We start from the raw sequence: 17,313 nt of genomic DNA on the forward strand, positions 1-17,313 counted from the left end.
AGTTCCCATGAGCAACGGTGCTCCGGGTCGTCCGGGGTCACCTGGCGCCGACCTGTCCGTCGTGTCCGCGAAGATCGTCGTGGCGGGCGGGTTCGGCGTGGGCAAGACGACGTTCGTCGGTTCGGTCTCCGAGATCACGCCGCTGACGACCGAGGCATTGATGACCGAGGCGAGCGTCGGGGTGGACGACCTGTCCGCGATCCCGGACAGGGTCACGACGACGGTGGCGATGGACTTCGGTCGGGTGTCACTCGACCAGGACCTGATCCTGTACCTGTTCGGCACGCCCGGACAGCACCGGTTCTGGTTCATGTGGGACGACCTCGTGCGCGGGGCCATCGGCGCCGTCGTGCTCGTCGACACCCGGAGGCTGACAGACGCGTTCGCGCCGATCGACTTCTTCGAGGACCGCGAGCTGCCGTACGTGGTCGGCGTCAACTGTTTCGACGGCCTCATGCACCATCGTCCCGAGGAAGTGCGCGACGCCTTGACGATCGACCCGTCCGTGCCGATCATTCCCTGTGACGCCCGGAACAGGCAGTCCACCAAGCAGATCCTCATCAACCTCGTGGAGCACGCGCTTCGTCAACCGACGTTGGTCTGATCTGGTTGACGATTGACTCTTCTTGTGCCGCAAGGGATCGGCGATACAGTCGGATCGCAACTCCCTGCGTTGCAAAGGAGATTCTGTTGATCCTGCGCAAGACACTGGCCGTGCTGGCCAGCGCGGCCGCCCTGACCATCGGCCTCGCTGGCACCGCACAGGCGGCACCGAAGGTGCTGTACTACGAGAACAACGCCGCCGAGTTCAAGGCGGCGGTCGACGAAGGCGCCCAGGTTTGGAACGAGGTCGTCAAGAACGTCCGGCTGGCGCCATGGACTGCGGGCAAGCCCAAGAACATCGTGATCGTCGCGGACAACGGCTGGCCTCGCGCCCAACCGGGCTCGCTCGGCAACGGCCGGGTCTGGATGGGCAGGCAGGCCGTGCAACAGGGCCACTACCCGCCCCGCATCGCGGCCCACGAGCTCGGGCACATCCTGGGGCTGCCGGACATCAAGCCGGGTCCGTGCAGCAGCCTGATGTCCGGCGCCAGCGCCGGTACCACCTGCAAGAACAAGTACCCGAACGCGGCTGAGAAGGCGCGCGTCGAACGGGCCTTCGGCGGCAGCCTCGCGGCCTCCGAGACGTCCTGGAACCGCTACTTCATCGAGGTCGGCTGAACGTAAGACACACGGGGCCGGACGGTAAGACTCGCGCGAGTTTTACGCTCCGGCCCCTCGTGTCTTACGTTCCGGACCGGTGAGTTTTACGTTCCCGCCACGAAGTCGACGCCCAGGGCTCGGTGTTCGTCGAGATCGGCCCGGTGGCCGGCGATCACCTGCAGGCCCGCGCCGTGCAGCAGCGGCACCATGAGCGACAACGCCTGGTGCGCAAGACGTTCCGGCGGGGGAGTGGCGAGCCGGACGCCCCACAGCGGGTTGCGGTCCACAGTGGACATACCGGCGAACCCGCCGCCGAACTCGTGCAGCAGCACGCGAACACCCATGTCGTGCAACACTTCCAGGTTCTCCTCGCCGTCCGGCATCGCCCGGACGTCCAGTGCGAGGAACAACGACTGCGGCGGCAACATCGTGTCGCGCAACGTCCGGCGCACGATCGCCGCGAGGTCCGGGTCGCGCGACTGGTCCGGTGACAGCCGCACCAGAACCGGTTCCCCCAAGGAACAAGCGTCGGACAGCACCCAGCGGCCGATCCGCGACGCCAGTCCCAGTGCCTCCGCGTACCGGGCGCACTCGTCGTGCCCGAGCTCGCCCCACCGCAGGTGCGCCTCCTGCGCCAGCGTGGACCCGTCGGCCAGCCGCACCACCGGCCGGTACCGCACCTTGATGTCGCCGCTCTCGAACGCACCGGGCATCGACGCGATCCGCGCGAACCGCGTGCGATCCAGCACGTCCTGCGCCGCGTCGAAGATGCCCCACTGCCGCTTGCCGCCCGCCTCGGCCCGCCGCAACGTGCTGTGCGCACGGCGCAGCAGCGCGGTCGGATCCGTGCCCGCGCCGCCGTGCACGAAACCGATGGACGTCGACACCGCGACGCCGTGCCCGTCGATGAACACCGGCTCGGCGAGCTCGTCGTCGATCAGCTCGGCCAACGCCGACACGTCCGGCGCACCCTCGATCAGCACCACGAACTCGTCGCCGCCGATCCGGGCGATCACCGCGTCCGGCAACGCGTTGCCGAGCCGTTTCGCCACCTCGCGCAACACCGTGTCGCCGGCGCTGTAACCGAGGCCGTCGTTGACGATCGTCACGCTGTCCACGTCCAGGTAGCACAACGTGACCGTTTCGTCGGGCTGCGCCTTGTTGAGGACCTCCTCGAGCCGGTTCACGAAGCTCTGCCGGTTCGGCAGACCGGTCAGGAGGTCCGTGGATGCCTGACGCCGCAACACTTCCCGCAGCATCCGCTGCTCGGTCACGTCCTCCAGCACGGCGACGTAGTACCGCGGGGCGTCGTCGGCACCGCGCAACACCGACAGCACGACGTTCGCCCACACCGTGTCGTCCGGGCCGCGCGTCAGCTGTCTCTCCTGCCGGATCGTCTCCTCGGTGGAGACCAGCAACGTGCGGCAGTCCTTGAACAGCACCGCGAGATCCGGCTCGGCGAACAGCAGCTTCGGCTCGGGCGTCTCGTCGTGCCCCAGCATCTCGGCGAGCGCCGGGTTCGCCTCGACGACCTCGCCCTCCAGGTCGATGATCGCGATGCCCGCACCGGACGCCGTGAACACCTGCGCGAACCGCGCCTCGCTCTCCAGCAGCGACCGCTGCGCGTCCTCGACCGCCTTCAGCAGCGAGTTCTTGACCTTCTCCTGCTCGTCGAACAGCTGGTTGCGCGTCGCCCGCACGTACCCGGCCGCCAGCGCGCCGAGCATCGCCCACCACCGCGGGCCGGATTCGACGCCGCCGAGCACCTCGAGGGAGCGACGAAGGCTGTCCGGCCCGGTGAACCGCGACTTCACCAGCCACTCGCCGACCGCGTCCGCGGCCGAGTAGTCGTCCGCCTCCAGGGCACGCCGAAGCCGGGCGACGTGCTCGTCGAGCGTGCGCGTGATCTTGCCGCGGGACATCGGCGAGTACGCGCTCTCGATCAACACGGTCGCCCACCGGCCGGCAATGCCCGCGGACGAGGTCACTTGGTTACGGCTTCCGGCCCACCGCTGCGTAGAGGTTCGCCTTGCGCGGATCCTCACCGATGTCCTCCGGGGTCTCCGGGCGCCACTCGGGCGTGAAGACGATACCCGGTTCGATGATCTCCAACCCGGCCAGCATGTCACGCACCTGGTCCTTGGTGCGCGGCGTGATCGGCTCCGCCGTCTTGGCGAAGATCTCCTTACCGGCGGCCATCGCGGCGGGCATGCTGTCCGCGGTGAAGTGCGACAGCGCGACGTGGCTGCCGGACGCCAGGCGGTCGGCGTACCTCTGGATGATCTTCCACGGGTCGTCGGCGTCCGGGATGAACTGCAGCACGCCCACGATCAGCAGCGCGACCGGCTGCGAGAAGTCGATCTGCGCCTCGGCCAGCTGCAGAACCTTCTCCGGCTCGCGCAGGTCGCCCAGGACCGCGGTCACGTTCGGCTCGTTCTCCAGCATGAGCTCGGCGTGCGTGATCGCCACGGGCTCGAAGTCCACGTATACAACGCGCGCGTCCGGGTTCGCCTCGTGCGCGACCTCGTGCACGTTGCCGACGGTCGGGATGCCCGACCCGAGGTCCAGGAACTGGGTCATGCCCAGCTTCGACAGCTCGAGAACCACCCTGCGGAGGTAGGACCGGTTGCGGCGGGCCATGTCCCGCACCGGCAGCACCTTGATCAGTTCCTCGGCCGTGCGGCGGTCAGCGTCGAAGTTGTGGCCACCACCCAGCAGATAATCGTAGATCCGGGCCGAGCTCGGAACATCGACGTTGACACCTTCGGGAACCCAGCTGACTTGGTCGACCACTGCAGACACCTGCCACTCTCAAAAGGAATCCTGAGCGGCCTAACCCTACTGGCGGCACATGTAGGCCGAACGAGCTAATTCTGGGCTCACTCTTCCGGGTCCCGTTATAAACAAACCCAATCGGTGAGTATCGAACCGTCCAGGCGGAAACGGATCGGCCCGCGCGGCGGCGGGCCCATCAGGAAGCACCCGAGCTCGTCGGTGTCGGCCTCCTCACCCACGCCGGACGGCGTCAGCAGCTCGACCCGCGCGGAGCGCGGCGGCACCAGCTGACCCGTGATTCCTGCTTCGGTGACCTCGACCTGCAGCGACACGCCGTCCGCGTCGAACACCAGCTGTCGCGCGGTCATCGTGGCGCGCGCCCGCGCCATCAGTTCGTCGTCCAGGACCGAGTCGTAGGAGATGGCCAGCAGCTCGGCGTCGATGGTGCGCCAGGTGAACGCCGCGCGAGCCGCTTCGATGAACTCCGGAGGTACAGATACTTCTTCCGGGTGACCCATCACCGCGTCACGCAGGTCTTCGAGCAGTGACTCGTCACTTTCCCATGCTTGCCGCACCCAACACACCTCCTCTGCCCCCTGCTGGCGATCCCCCGATGAACCTGCCGATCGCGGCCGTCTTGCGCAGCTTGTCCAGGCATCGGATCCGGGTGGGACCGATGCTGCCGATGGGCATGGCGAGCTCTTCGCTGACGGTTTGGTAGCTGGGCGGAGGGTCGCTCATGAGCTTGGTGAGCAGTCGCTGACACTGTTGCGTCAGCTCGCGGAACCCGTCGCGCAACGCCTGCCGGCGTTCCAGTGCGACGAGTTCCTCCTCGAGGTCCACGGGATCCGCGGCGTCGACCGGCTCCTCCGCCGAGAGCGGGTCGTAGAGGTGGGTGCGCTGCTGGACCCGCAGCACGCGCAGGCACTCGTTGCGGGTGGTCGTCATGATCCAGCCGGGCAGTGCCTCCGGCTCGCGCAGCCGTCCGATCTGCTCCACGAGCCGCAGCCACAGCGTCTGGTTCACGTCCGCCGCATCCGCGGGGCGCAGCCGGTGCTTGTAGATCACCGACACCACCAGCGGCGTGTAACGATCCACGATCTCGTTCCACGCCTGCTGGTCGCCCTCGGCCGCCGCGCTCACCAGCGCGGCGATCGGGGATGCAGAGGTCACGTCCACTCCTTGCCGTCACAACATGCGGAGCACCGAGGTGCCCGCCAGATACAACTACTTGATGAAAACCCCGTATCCGGGGTGGAACTCCGGCCCCGAGTACAGGAGCTTGTCGCGTGCCTGCGGCGCCGTCAGGCCGTTGTCCACCATCGTCGCCGCGATACGACCTGAGACGTACGGGGCCGCGAAGCTGGTTCCCGCCCAGTACGCGAAGAGGTCGAACGGCGTCGGCGCCGGCTCACCCGGCAGTTGCCACTCGCCCTTGAGGTAGGTGCTGGTGCGGTTGCCGATCGCGCACAGATCCACCCAGTCGCCGTGGTTGCTGTAGCAGGCCGGGACGATCGAGCCGTCGCCATTCTCCGCGAGCGCCGCCACCGCGACCACCTGGCGGATCGCCGCCGGGTAGCTGCGGCGCGTCGTGCCCTGGTTGCCCGCGGACGCGACGACCACGACGTCGCGCGGCAGCTTGTTGATCGTCGTGCGCATCGGCTCGGACGCCACGTCGTCCTGGGTGAAGCAGCCCAGCGACAGGTTCAGGATGTTGACCGTCGGGCCGAGCGTCGCGATGAGGTTGACGATGGTCTCCTCGTCGCCGATGCCCTGCGGGTCCAGGCCCACCTCGGGGTTGAACCGCACGCCGGGCGCCGCCTGCTCGACCACGCCCGCGACGAACGTGCCGTGCCCACCCTGCAGCGCGAAGAAGTCCGCGTGGTCGTAGGCCAGGTCGATGTCGTCGGCCTCCAGCGCGTACCGGCCCGCGAACCACTCGGGGTGGTCGGTGCTGGCGTTCTTGGAGATGCCGGTGTCGATCACGCCGACGATGACCTTGCTGTACCTCTCGTCCGGCTTCGGCTTCTCCAGCGGCTTCGCCGGCTTCGGCCGGTCGCCGGGGTGGCCGTGCACGTTGCCGCCGTGGCCGACGACGCAGTGGTGCGGCTGCACGAACGGCACGCGCTCGCCGGGCCACGTGCGCGGGTCGCGCAACAGCCGGACGATGCGCGGGATGTCCTCGGGATTCTGCGGGAGGAGCAGGCGCGCCATTCCCGCGAAACCCTTGCCGACTTCGACCACGAAGCCGTTTTCCCGGAGCTTTCGGATCACGCGATCGCGATCCACCTCATTGACCAGTAGCTGTCCCGGACGGAAAAGAAACTCACGTCCCTGTTCAGCGAAAAGACTGACGTTCTCGTCTTTTGCGACATATTCGTCAAATGCTCTATCGTAAAGTTCCGCGCGTTCCCCTGATATCGACACAACGGCCTCACTAGCAGCGTTGACGGGCACCCCGACCGAGCTTGATCAAGCTACCACAGCCGATAAAGTGGCGAGGTGACCGAGTTTTCCGCGGAGGACGCGCTGGAGGCCAGACAGCGCAACCCCCGCGAGGCCATCGAGATGGCACGCTCCGTGCTTCGGCGAACCAGCGATACCGCCGAGGCGTCCACGGCCGAGCGCGCAATCGGGTTGTCCATGCGCGAACTGCACGACTTCGCCGGTTCGTTGCGGCATCTGCGCCGTTCCATCCGGATCGCCGAGTCCGGCGGGCACGCCCGGCTGGCCGCACTCGCGCGGGTTTCCCTCGCATGGGTGTTGTCCTACACGGGCAAGCACACCGAGGCATTGCGCGCCATCGACCTCGCCGTCCCGCAGCTGCGCGGGGAGGACGCCGACCACGCGGTGATGCAACGCGGCGTCGTCTTCCACTACCTCTGCCGGTACGAGGAAGCCCAGCGCGACTACACCGCCGCGATCGAGGGCGCGCGCCGCGCGGGCGACAAGCTCGGCGAGGCCCGCGCCCGCAACAACCGCGGCCTCGTGCGGTCCTACGTCGGCGGTCTGCGCGAGGCAGCGGCGGACTTCGCCGTCGCCGCGTCGTTGTACGAGGCGCTCGGCCAGGACCTCGCCGTCGCCGACGTCTGGTGGAACGCGGGGATCATGGCCACGCGCGGCGGTGACGTGCCGGGCGCGCTGACCAAATTCGACCAGGCCGACGAGGTGTACCGCCGGCTCGACGTGCCGCGGCCGGCGTTGCTCGTGAACCGCCTGGAACTGCTGGTCTCCGTGCCGCTGCTCGACGAGGCCCGCGTCGCCGCCGACCGCGCCATCACCGACCTCCGGTCGCGCAAGCTCTCGTTCGGCCTGTCGGAGGCCCTGTTCTTCCGCGCCCGCGTGGCGCTGCTCGACGGCGAACTGGACGACGCCTCGCGCTACGCGGCCGAGGCGCGCCGCGGGTTCCGGCGCGAGCAGCGGACCCTGTGGGAGGCCGGCGCGCGCTTCCTGGAACTGCACGCCGCCGTCCTGCGCGGCGACCGGACCCCGGCGTTGCGGCTGGCCCTGACCCGCGTGGCCGACGAACTGGACGCGCTGGACTGGCGGCTCCCGGCGCTGGAGGCACGCGTCGACGCCGGTCAGGTCGCCGTCGACCTCGGCCAGCAGAAGCGTGCGGACGAGCAGTTCTCACTGGCCGCGTCGGCGCGCCGACGCGGCCCGGCCGCGTTGCGGGTACACGGCTGGTACGCGGAAGCGTTGCGGCGCAAGCTCTCCGGCGACGTTCGCGGCACGTCGTCCGCTCTCCGACGCGGACTGTCCCTTTTGGACGAGTATCGCGTTTCCCTTGGCGCCACGGAGTTGCGTGCCGTCACCGGCGCGCAGGGCAAGGCCCTGGCCGCCGAGGGCCTGCGCATGGCCGTCGAGTCCGGCCGGGCCGAACGGGTGCTGGCGTGGGCCGAGTCGTGGCGCGCCGGCGCGTTGCGGATGACGCCGGTGTCTCCGCCCGACGACACCCGCCTGGAAGACGCATTGGGTGAGCTGCGCACGGTGTCGGCCGACCTGGAGGCCACCCTGCTCGCGGGGAAACCCGCTTCGGCGCTGCGTGCGCGGGTGGTTCGCCTGGAAGGACGGGTACGCGACCTGACGCGGCAGGTGTCCGGCGGGGGAGCGGTGCACAAGCCGCCGTCGCTGGCCCGGCTGGCGCTCGCCCTGGGTTCGTCGGCGCTGGTCGAGTACGTCCAGTACGACAACTGCTTGCTCGCCGTCGTGGTCGCCGACGGCCACGCGTCGCTGCACCGGCTCGGCCCGGTCGAGGACGCCGTGCGCGAGATCCGCCTGCTGCGCTTCGCCTTGCAACGTTTGGTGACGCTGCCCGAGTCCATGCCGAACCGCTCGGTAGCCAGGGCGTCCGCTTCCCATGCGGCCAAGTTGCTGGCTGCTCGTTTGTTGACCCCGCTGCGCCTCGAAGGCCGTTCGCTCGTCGTCGTGCCGACCGGCGCGTTGAACGGCCTGCCCTGGGCCGTTTTCGGTCAACAGGTGACGGTCGCCCCGTCCGCCACCGTGTGGTTGCGCGCCTCCTCGGAGAGTTTCGCCGGGGGCGCGTCGGTTCTCGCTGCCGGCCCCCGGCTGGACGCCGCGCCCGCCGAGGTCGAGGCGATCAGCGCGCACGTCCCCGACACCAAGGTGCTCGTCGACTCGTCGGCCACCGTGTCCGCAGTCGCGTCCGCGATGGACGGCGCGCGCCTGGCCCACGTCGCCGCGCACGGCAGTTTCCGCGTGGACAACCCGTTGTTCTCCGCTTTGGAGATGGCCGACGGGCCGTTGACCGTCTACGACCTCGAACGCCTGCACACCCCGCCGTCGCTCGTCGTGCTGTCTGCCTGCGACACCGGGCAGTCCGCCGTGCGGCCCGGTGACGAGTTGATGGGGTTCACCGCGGCACTCCTTGGTCTCGGTACCCGCACATTGATCGCGCCGGTCGTGCCCGTGCCGACGTTCGGTACCGCGCCGCTGATGGTGGAGTTGCACCAGAAGCTGGCCGCCGGCGTGAATCCGTCCGAGGCGTTGGCTTCTGTGCAGCGGGACGACGACGACGGCTACGCCGCCGGTGTCGGCTTCGTCTGCTTCGGCGCGGGGTAGTAGAAGGCCTCCATCCACCGCCTTTTCGGGTTGACCTGACGCGTCGGTGTGTTGTTCGGGCGCGAACGCGTCCTACTTTCGTTGCTATGCCACGGAGAAACTCCACGGTCCGAGGCCGCGAGTTCGGCACCGGACTGCGCGCAGCGGTAGGCCGCAGCGGCCTCGGCCATCACATGCTCGCCGACATGCTCGGCTGGGACTACGCCAAGATGTCCGACCTGATGAACGGCAAGGGCGGCACGAGCGAGATCGAGCTGGCTCAGCTGCTCGGCGTGTGCCGCATCAAGCCAGACGAGTGTGCCCACCTGCTCGAACTCTTCCGGGTGTCACGGGAGAAGGGCTGGTGGCAACTCCACGACGGAGTCATGCCGGTCAACGTACGCACGCTCGTCGAACACGAGGACGCGGCGATCGAGCTGATCTTCTGGAGCCTCAACATGATCCCGGGTCTGTTGCAAACGCCCGGCTACATGCGGGCGGTCATGCGGGTGTGGCCTTCCATTCCCCAGGGTGAGATCGAGCTGCGGGTGGACGCGCGCCTCGCGCGGCAGGAGATCCTCGAGCGGGGACGCGTCTGCACCTTCTACGTCCACGAGCAGGTGTTGCGAGCTGAGGTGGGCGGCCGTGAGGTGATGTCCGACCAGCTGCACCACCTGCTGCGGATGCTGGTGCGGCCGCACATCACCCTGCGGGTCGTGCCCGTGTCCATCGGTGCTCACGCCGGTATGGCGGGCTCGTTCCACCTGATGAAGTTCGCGAGGATCCAGCCGGTCGTCCATGTGGAAGGTGAGAACTCCAGCCAGTTTCTGGAGGACACGGCCTCGATCAAGGTTTACACGAACATCTTGGAGTCACTCGATCGGACGGCGTTGGATGCGGAACAATCGAGGAGGTTGATCACGCACCTCGCGACGTAAGGAGTCCCGATGACCGAGTGGCGCAAGAGCAGCTACAGCCCGAACAGCAGCGACTGCGTGGCGGTGGGGCGAGGCGTCGGCATCCGGGACACCAAGGCACCGGCCACCCACCTCCCGGTCAGCCCGTCGGCGTGGGCCGTGTTCCTCAACGCGGCGAAGTCGGGCGCACTCGACCTATCCTGAGGCCGTGGCGTTCGACGAAGGCCTGGCCCACCGGATCCGCGAGACGCTCGGCGACCTCCCGGACCTGGCGGAGAAGCGCATGTTCGGCGGCCTCGCGTTCCTCTGGCACGGAAACATGCTGGTAGGCGTGCGCGGTGACGACCTAATGGTCCGCGTCGCCCCGGAGACGACCGAGGATGCCTTGGCCCAGCCGGGCGCGCGGAGGTTCGACATGACGGGCCGGCCGATGAAGGGCTGGGTCGTGGTCGACGGCAGCGCCGTCTCCGAAGACGAGCAGCTGGCCGACTGGATCGACCGGGCCCGTGACTTCGTCGAGGCGCTGCCGCCGAAGTAGGTCAGAACTTCACCAGGGCGGCCCCGGTGACGAACTCGTAGACGAAGTTGACGAAGAAGAAGCCGAAGAACAGGAAGTTCAGCACCAGGATCACGTAGTGCCACGGCCGCGGCCGGGCCGCGCGCGGCAGCCTCGAGTTGAGGTACATCAGGGCGAACGGGAAGACCAGCGCGCCGAGGTTCGACATGTTCGCCGAGATCTGCACCAGCTCGGTCGGCAGCGCCAGGTGGATGGCGCCGGCGATGATCGCCAAGACGACCAGCATGTAGGGATAGTAGAACCGGCGCGGGTCGCCTTCGATCAACCTCCGCAGGCGGGGTGACGTGGCGTGCGCGGCGTCGGTGAAGTTGCGCACCAGCGCCTCGAAGATACCGAGCTGCGTGGAGAACAGGATCAGCACGCCCACGACGAGCATCAGGTAGAACATGCCCTGCCCATAGGTGGCGCCCAGCTGCGACGCCGCGAACGTCGGCACGTTCGCCGTCGTCGGTTGCTGGCCGCTGGTCGCGACGACGTGTGCCATGAGGACGGTCGGCAGCAGCATGCCGATCATCGCGCCGACGAAGAACACCGCCCACTGGTCGATCAGCAGCAGCCGGTACCAGCGCCGCCACAGCGACGTGTTCTCCGGTGTGTCCAGGAAGGTCACGCCGACCGGGCGTAGTTCCTGCCTGCCGCCGCGCATCCCGGACAGGTAGCCGACGCGGTGGCCCATGCCGTAACCCTTGTCGCGGTAGTGGTTCATCGCGTACCAGTTCAGGCCGGACGCGAGCGCGGTGAACCCGGCGAGGCCGCCGAGCTGCGTGGCGGTGATGCCGGACGGCGGTGCCGCGGGCGTCACGAGACCGCGGACTCCCTCCCACCACACCGATCCCGGCACGATCGCGATGGTGACGGCGAGCAGGATCAGCAGCAGTGTCCCGACGAGGACCCAGTTGGTGAGCTCCAGCGCGCGCGAGACCTTCTTGGCCAGCACGGTGATCAGGAAGACGACGAGCAGCAACCCGATGGCGAGCAGCCGCACGTACTCGATCTCGTCCGGCCTGTGCACGCGTCCGACGATCAACGCGAACAGTCCCTGTCCGGCGCCCGCCGCCCAGCCACCGAAGATGAACGCGAAGTAGAAGACGACGAGTGCGACCGGGACCCAGAACTTCCAGCCCGGTGGCACGCGGCCCCAGCCGACGATCGGGACCTCGCCGGTCGCGACGACGTACCGCGACACCTCGACGTTGTAGAACGTCTGCAGCAGCGCGGACACGGTGATCACCCAGCCGATGCCGACGAAGCCGAACTTCCCGACGGCCTGCGGGCCGAGCAGCCACTCGCCGCTGCCGATGGAGATCCCGAGCGCGATCAGGCTCGGGCCGATGACGAACTGGACGACCTGGAGCGGTCCGAGCTTGCGGACCTTGAACACGTCCTCGGGTTCCGGCAGGTCGGCCACGTCCAGTGGTGGCCTGCTCACTCCGAGCGGGTAGTGGGTTTGCGTCTCCATCGACGACCTCCCAGATGTGGACATTCCAGTGTCCCGAGGATGCCCGCGATCGTGCTACGTCATCTGGGTGATACCTGTAACTCTCTGTGATGTCCACGCGAGACCTCAATACCAACGGGTGAATCGGGGTGTCGCCATGACCGTCCGGCTGGCTTCGTACAACGTCGAGAACCTGTTCCTGCGTGCCAAGGCGCTCAACACGTCCACCTGGGCCGAGGGCCGGCCGGTGCTCCAGGCGTGGGGCCGGTTCAACCGCATCGCGCAGCACGAGAAGTACTCGGAGCGCGACAAGGAACAGATGCTCGAGGACCTGGAGACGTTGAAGATCCTCGTGCCCACCAGGGCGGGGCTCGTCATGACCAAGAAGCCCTTCGACGCCTGGGCGTTGCTGCGCGAGAACAAGGGCGACTTCATCAAGCAGCCGGTCCGGGGTCCCGCCGAGATCGTCGCCAACGGCCGCGGCGACTGGATCGGCTGGGCCGACCTGATCACCGAGAGCGTCGACGAGGTCGCCACCCGCATGACGGCCAAGGTCATCACCGAGCTGGCACCGGACGTCCTCTGCGTCGTCGAGGCGGAGAACCGCCCGGCGTTGGCGCGCTTCAACGAAGAGCTGCTCGACAGCCGCTACGGGCACGCCATGCTCGTCGACGGCAACGATCCGCGCGGCATCGACGTGGGGCTGTTCTGCACCTCCGCGATCGACATCAACTCGGTGTGCAGCCACGTGGACGACGACAACCGGCTGTTCAGCCGGGACTGTCCCGTCTACCGGCTCGGGCTGCCTTCCGGTGAAGAACTCGTCCTGCTGGTCAACCACCTGAAGAGCCAGTCGAGGACCGGCGGCGACCCGGACGCGCTGCGCACCCGGCAGAGCGCCCGCGTCCGCGAGATCTACGACGAGCTGCGCGTGCAAGGCGCTCGCTTCGTCGCCGTGCTGGGTGATCTGAACAAGGGGCCCACCGACGACACGCCGCCCAAGCACCCGACGCTCGAGGCGTTGTTCATGCCCGGCATCGTCGACGCGACGACGATCGACGGGTTCGACCTCGGCCCGAAGCCGGGCACGTTCGAGACGTGCTCACTGCGCAACCGGCTCGACTACATCCTCATGTCGCCCGAGCTCGCCGAGCACGTGACGGGTGGTGGCATCTTCCGGAAAGGCCTGTGGGGCAATCCGAAGAACCAGAACCCGCCACGCGACTGGGAGATCTTCGACGAGATCACCTCGGCCGAGCAGTCGGCGTCCGACCACGCGGCCATCTTCGTCGATCTCGACCTGTGAAGTGCCCTTCAGGGCATCACCTGTCAGGGGGTGGCGGCCAGCGCGTCGTGGGCGAACACCCAGCCGTGACCCGTGGCGTCGGCGCCCCACGTCTCCGTGAGCGGGGCGCCGGCCCGGTGGGTCACCGTGACCGAGCCGGGCTCGATGGGCGTCGCGGACGACTCCAGGATCCGTTCCAGCGCGCCCGGACCCCACGAGGCCGGGTCGTTCAGCACGCCGAAGGTGGCGTCCGCGTTGGACAGTGCCGGGTTCTTCTGCAGCATCAGCGCGACCACACCCGCGACCGCCGGGCTGGAGAACGACGTGCCGCTCATGAACAGGTACTGGAACGGCGCGGACCGGGCGTTGTCCGGCGTGGCCTTCGAGGAGCACGTGCGGACGTTCGTCCTCGACACGACCTGGCCGTCCTTGTAGAGGTTCACGCAGGGGTAGGGCAGCAGCAGGTAGCGGCCGGTGGACACGACGTCCAGGTACTGGCCCGTCTTCTGCCGGGACGAGAAGCCGGCGATGTACACCTCGTCGACGCCGGTCTCGGGGACGTCGCGCAGCCACCACGTCTTGTCGGGATACGGGGTCCACTGCCGCGTCCAGCCGCCCGCGCCGACGGACACGACCGGCTCGTACGCGGCGGGGAAGCCCATGCCCTCGTCGCCCTCGTTGCCCGCGGACGCGACGATCACGACACCGGCCTTGATCGCGGCGTCCAGGGCGGCCTTCTCCACGGCGTCGAGGCCGGGGCCGCCCAGCGACTCGTTGATCACGATCGGCTGGCGCGGGTTGGCCTTCTTCAACGACGTCACGTAGTCGACGCCCGCGTTGATCGCGCTGGGGAAGCAGCCGATCGGCTCGCACACCTTCACCGGGATGACCTTCGCGCCCGGCGCGACGCCCGGCACCCAGTACGTGCCCGGTGAGCCGGTCGCGTAGCCCGTGCCCCAGCCGCCCTCGTTGAGGTCGTCGACGAAGCGGTGGCCGGTGATCGTGGCGGCGGTGGCCATGCCGTGCGGGTCGCTGCCCGCGTCCCACTGTGAAGTGTTCTCGTTGCCGAGCACACCGGAGAACGCGCGTGCCTTGTCGGTGAGGATGTCGCTCTCGACGAAGTAGTCGCGCCAGTTCGGGTAGAAGCCGCTGTCGAGCACGGCCACCCACACGCCCGCGCCCGTCTGTGTGACGTTCTCCAGGTCGACGATGTCGTGCCAGTACGGGGTGCCCGGCAGCGCTGAGGCGCCCGGCGCGCCCGTCGCGGCGAGCCGGCGGGGCGTGTCGGCGTTCACCGAGGTCACGAACGGCAGCGCGCGCACGGCGGCGACCTTGGTGCTGGGGATGGCGGCGGCCGCGCCGCCGAAGTTCACGTAGGCGTGCTTGACCTGGGCACCCGCGGCGCGCAGCTGGTCGAGCTGGGTAGCCGTGAGCGGGGAGGCGCTGCCGATCAGGTAACCCGAGCTGGTGGGGGCGGCGAAGGCCGGAGCGCCGGCGGTAGCCAGCAGCAGGGCGGTGGCCATCGTCAGGAGACGTCGCATGTGGACTCCCGAGAGATCAGCCCCGACCCGCCATCGTTATACGCCGAGTGGCCGTCATCCAAAAGGTCTACGCGGTTGAACCCGACTTTCGGACGTGTTGCGCGGCCGTTCGACTACGTACGGTCCCTTCGGTTTGTCTTTTCACCCGTTAGTGAGGGGGATTCGTGCGAAGAGTTCTGGCCGGAGCGGCCGCTCTCGCGCTGTTGAGCGTGGGCGTCATGCCCGCCGTCGCGGCGCCGGCGCCGGTTGCGCAGCCCAACGACCAGCAGGCGGTGCAGGCGGTCGACGACGAGCTGCCCAACCCGCTGGAGGAGAAGCGCCGGGCGTCGCGCCAGGAGGCGCTCGCCGAGGTGCTCACCGGCGCGGCCACCGCCGAGAAGCGCGGCGCGAGCACCGTCGTCAAGATCGGCAAGGACAGCAAGCAGAAGAAGGACCAGTACGTCGAGCTCAAGCGCGAGAAGGTCGACAAGATCTTCGTCGTGCTCGCCGAGTTCGGCAACGAGCGGCACGCGGACTACCCGGACAAGGACACGGCTCCGAACGTGCCTGGTCCCAAGCGGTTCGACGGTCCGTTGCACAACCAGATCCCGGAGCCCGACCGCACGGTCGACAACACGACGATCTGGAACAAGGACTTCAGCAAGCAGTACTTCCAGGACCTGTACTTCTCGCGCGCCAAGGACGCCAACTCGGTCGCGAACTTCTACGACAAGTCGTCGTCCGGCCGGTACACCGTCGAAGGCACGGTGACCGACTGGGTGAAGGTCAAGTACAACGAGGCCCGCTACGGCCGGTCCAACGGCTTCCCGTGCGCGGGCAGCGTCTGCAACAACTCCGAGCAGCTGGTGCGCGACGCGGTCACGCAGTGGGTCGCGGACCAGAAGGCGGCCGGCAAGACCACCGAGCAGATCAAGGCGGAGCTCTCGTCCTACGACCAGTGGGACCGCTACGACTACGACGGTGACGGCGACTTCAACGAGGCCGACGGCTACATCGACCACTTCCAGATCGTCCACGCGGGTGGCGACCAGGCCGATGGTGACCCGTGGCAGGGCGAGGACGCGATCTGGAGCCACCGCGGCTACGCGTTCAAGAACTACAACACCGGTCCGGGCCACAACAAGCTCGGTGGCGCGCAGATCGGCGACACCGGCATCTGGGCGGGCGACTACACGATGCAGCCGGAGAACGGCGGCGTCAGCGTCTTCGCCCACGAGTTCGGTCACGACCTCGGTCTGCCGGACCACTACGACACCAGCGGTGGCGGCACGAACGGCGTCAACTGGTGGTCGCTGATGGGCCAGACCCGCGTGGGCCTGCCCGGCGAGCCGCCCGGCACGCGTCCCAACGAGTTCTCCGCGTGGGACAAGCTGCAGCTCGGCTGGCTGGACTACGAGATCGGCGTCGCGGGCCAGGAGAAGACGTTCGACCTCGGGCCGCACGAGTACAACTCGCGCAAGGCGCAGGGGCTCGTCGTGGTGCTGCCGGACGTCACCAAGACGTACGACTACGGCACGCCGCTCGCCGGCTCCAAGATGTGGTGGAGCGACAAGGGCAACGACCTCGACAACTCGATGACGACTCCGCTCAACCTGACCGGGAAGTCCACGGCCGCCCTGGCGTTGAAGACGAAGTTCGACATCGAGGAGGACTTCGACTACCTCTACATCGAGGCGTCCAATGAGGACGGCAGCTGGACGCAGCTCGACGGCACCGTCGACGGCAAGCCGTTCATCCGCGACTCCGGCGACGCGCCCGCCATCTCGGGCTCGTCGGGTGGCAAGTGGGTGGACGTCCAGGTTCCGCTGAACGCCTACGCGGGCAAGAACACCAAGCTGCGCTTCGCCTACCGCACCGACGGTGGCCTGGCGATGCAGGGCTTCTTCGCCGACGAGATCGTCGTGACGGCGGACGGTGCCCCGATCCTGCAGGACGGTGCCGAGGCCGCGGGCCCGTGGACGCTCAAGGGCTTCCGCGCCACCGCGGGCAAGGAGACCAAGACGTACGACCAGTTCTACGTGGCGTCCAACCGGACGTACGAGTCGTACGGCTACTACAACAAGACCGGTCCGTACCGCTACAGCTTCCCGGACAAGCCCGACTGGGTGGAGCACTTCCCCTACCAGGACGGCCTGCTGGTGTCGCTGTGGGACACCTCCCACCTCGACAACAACACCAGCGAGCACCCCGGTGAGGGCCTGATCCTCCCGATCGACGCCAACCCGGCGCCGATCTACAACATCGAGGGCAAGATGTGGTCGCCGACCGTCGGTGGCTACGACGCGACGTTCGGCCGGCAGAAGTCGGACTCCTTCACGCTGCACATCAACGGCAAGGAGTCCTACGTCCGCGGCCAGGCGGCGCAGCCGATCTTCGACGACACCAAGCAGTTCTGGTTCGCCGAGCAGCCGACCGCGGGCGTCAAGCTCCCGGCCGTCGGCGTGGGAATCAAGGTGATCTCCCAGGTCGGTACGTCCATGAAGGTGAAGTTGTTCAAGACTCGCTAGTGTTTCGGG

The 17,313-nt window shown here is 68.2% G+C and carries 15 protein-coding genes; 8 read left to right on the forward strand and 7 right to left on the reverse strand.

Features of this window, described 5'->3' with window-relative positions; all coding sequences use genetic code 11:
* The first annotated feature begins 7 nt into the window (after nt 1-7).
* Both QSK35_RS33630 and QSK35_RS33635 read left to right on the forward strand, forming a co-directional pair.
* Nucleotides 8-604 carry a GTP-binding protein gene (locus QSK35_RS33630; protein WP_285751695.1) on the forward strand — a complete coding sequence of 199 codons (597 nt, stop codon included), beginning with the start codon at nt 8-10 and terminating at the stop codon, nt 602-604.
* A gap of 86 nt (nt 605-690) precedes the next feature.
* Nucleotides 691-1,221, forward strand: a complete 531-nt coding sequence (locus QSK35_RS33635) for a snapalysin family zinc-dependent metalloprotease (RefSeq protein WP_285751696.1) — start codon at nt 691-693, stop codon at nt 1,219-1,221.
* 86 nt (nt 1,222-1,307) lie between these two features.
* On the opposite strand, the gene QSK35_RS33640 is transcribed toward QSK35_RS33635, so the two are convergent.
* From QSK35_RS33640 to QSK35_RS33660, 5 genes are all read right to left on the reverse strand, one after another.
* Complete coding sequence (locus QSK35_RS33640) at nt 1,308-3,152, reverse strand: diguanylate cyclase domain-containing protein (protein ID WP_285751697.1); 1,845 nt, start codon at nt 3,150-3,152, stop codon at nt 1,308-1,310.
* Between the two features lie 43 nt (nt 3,153-3,195).
* Nucleotides 3,196-3,996, reverse strand: coding sequence for an SAM-dependent methyltransferase (locus tag QSK35_RS33645; RefSeq protein WP_285751698.1), 801 nt, complete (start codon nt 3,994-3,996; stop codon nt 3,196-3,198).
* A gap of 104 nt (nt 3,997-4,100) precedes the next feature.
* A complete protein-coding gene (locus QSK35_RS33650; RefSeq protein WP_285751699.1) occupies nt 4,101-4,553 on the reverse strand; it encodes a hypothetical protein in 453 nt (150 codons plus the stop codon).
* A complete protein-coding gene (locus QSK35_RS33655) occupies nt 4,531-5,151 on the reverse strand; it encodes an RNA polymerase sigma factor (protein WP_285751700.1) in 621 nt (206 codons plus the stop codon). The genes QSK35_RS33650 and QSK35_RS33655 overlap by 23 nt, the downstream gene beginning before the upstream one ends.
* A 54-nt stretch (nt 5,152-5,205) precedes the next feature.
* Nucleotides 5,206-6,252 carry a S8 family peptidase gene (locus QSK35_RS33660; RefSeq protein ID WP_285751701.1) on the reverse strand — a complete coding sequence of 349 codons (1,047 nt, stop codon included), beginning with the start codon at nt 6,250-6,252 and terminating at the stop codon, nt 5,206-5,208.
* Between the two features lie 228 nt (nt 6,253-6,480).
* Between QSK35_RS33660 and QSK35_RS33665 the strand changes: the two genes are divergently transcribed.
* The 4 genes from QSK35_RS33665 (at nt 6,481) to QSK35_RS33680 (ending at nt 10,494) form a co-directional block, all read left to right on the forward strand.
* Nucleotides 6,481-9,060: a CHAT domain-containing protein gene (locus QSK35_RS33665; protein ID WP_285751702.1), complete on the forward strand. Its 2,580-nt coding sequence runs from the start codon at nt 6,481-6,483 to the stop codon at nt 9,058-9,060.
* Between the two features lie 86 nt (nt 9,061-9,146).
* The gene (locus tag QSK35_RS33670; protein ID WP_285751703.1) at nt 9,147-9,977 is read left to right on the forward strand and encodes a DUF5753 domain-containing protein; all 831 of its coding nucleotides are present in this window, start codon (nt 9,147-9,149) and stop codon (nt 9,975-9,977) included.
* 9 nt (nt 9,978-9,986) lie between these two features.
* Nucleotides 9,987-10,160 (forward strand): DUF397 domain-containing protein, encoded by a 174-nt coding sequence (locus QSK35_RS33675; RefSeq protein WP_285751704.1) that lies wholly within the window; start codon nt 9,987-9,989, stop codon nt 10,158-10,160.
* Nucleotides 10,161-10,164: 4 nt separating this feature from the next.
* Entirely contained in the window at nt 10,165-10,494 is a 330-nt protein-coding gene (locus QSK35_RS33680) for a TfoX/Sxy family protein (protein WP_285751705.1), read from the forward strand.
* Between the two features lies 1 nt (nt 10,495).
* On the opposite strand, the gene QSK35_RS33685 is transcribed toward QSK35_RS33680, so the two are convergent.
* Nucleotides 10,496-11,992 carry an Nramp family divalent metal transporter gene (locus QSK35_RS33685; protein ID WP_285751706.1) on the reverse strand — a complete coding sequence of 499 codons (1,497 nt, stop codon included), beginning with the start codon at nt 11,990-11,992 and terminating at the stop codon, nt 10,496-10,498.
* Between the two features lie 136 nt (nt 11,993-12,128).
* On the opposite strand from QSK35_RS33685, the gene QSK35_RS33690 reads away from it, so the two are divergent.
* Entirely contained in the window at nt 12,129-13,277 is a 1,149-nt protein-coding gene (locus QSK35_RS33690; protein WP_285751707.1) for an endonuclease/exonuclease/phosphatase family protein, read from the forward strand.
* Between the two features lie 23 nt (nt 13,278-13,300).
* Here the strand turns inward: QSK35_RS33690 and QSK35_RS33695 are convergent, their stop codons facing one another.
* Nucleotides 13,301-14,797 (reverse strand): S8 family peptidase, encoded by a 1,497-nt coding sequence (locus tag QSK35_RS33695; RefSeq protein WP_285751708.1) that lies wholly within the window; start codon nt 14,795-14,797, stop codon nt 13,301-13,303.
* A gap of 164 nt (nt 14,798-14,961) precedes the next feature.
* On the opposite strand from QSK35_RS33695, the gene QSK35_RS33700 reads away from it, so the two are divergent.
* A complete protein-coding gene (locus QSK35_RS33700) occupies nt 14,962-17,304 on the forward strand; it encodes an immune inhibitor A domain-containing protein (RefSeq protein WP_285751709.1) in 2,343 nt (780 codons plus the stop codon).
* Nucleotides 17,305-17,313 lie beyond the last annotated feature (9 nt).

It is taken from the genome of Lentzea sp. NBRC 105346, assembly GCF_030269605.1.
GTDB lineage: Bacteria > Actinomycetota > Actinomycetes > Mycobacteriales > Pseudonocardiaceae > Lentzea.

Excerpts from the sequence above, each read along its gene's own strand:
- QSK35_RS33630 (WP_285751695.1), top strand. The coding sequence starts at position 8 with ATGAGCAACGGTGCTCCGGGTCGTCCGGGGTCACCTGGCGCCGACCTG.
- QSK35_RS33685 (WP_285751706.1), bottom strand. The coding sequence starts at position 11,992 with ATGGAGACGCAAACCCACTACCCGCTCGGAGTGAGCAGGCCACCACTG.
- QSK35_RS33670 (WP_285751703.1), top strand. The coding sequence starts at position 9,147 with ATGCCACGGAGAAACTCCACGGTCCGAGGCCGCGAGTTCGGCACCGGA.
- QSK35_RS33695 (WP_285751708.1), bottom strand. The coding sequence starts at position 14,797 with ATGCGACGTCTCCTGACGATGGCCACCGCCCTGCTGCTGGCTACCGCC.
- QSK35_RS33675 (WP_285751704.1), top strand. The coding sequence starts at position 9,987 with ATGACCGAGTGGCGCAAGAGCAGCTACAGCCCGAACAGCAGCGACTGC.
- QSK35_RS33690 (WP_285751707.1), top strand. The coding sequence starts at position 12,129 with ATGACCGTCCGGCTGGCTTCGTACAACGTCGAGAACCTGTTCCTGCGT.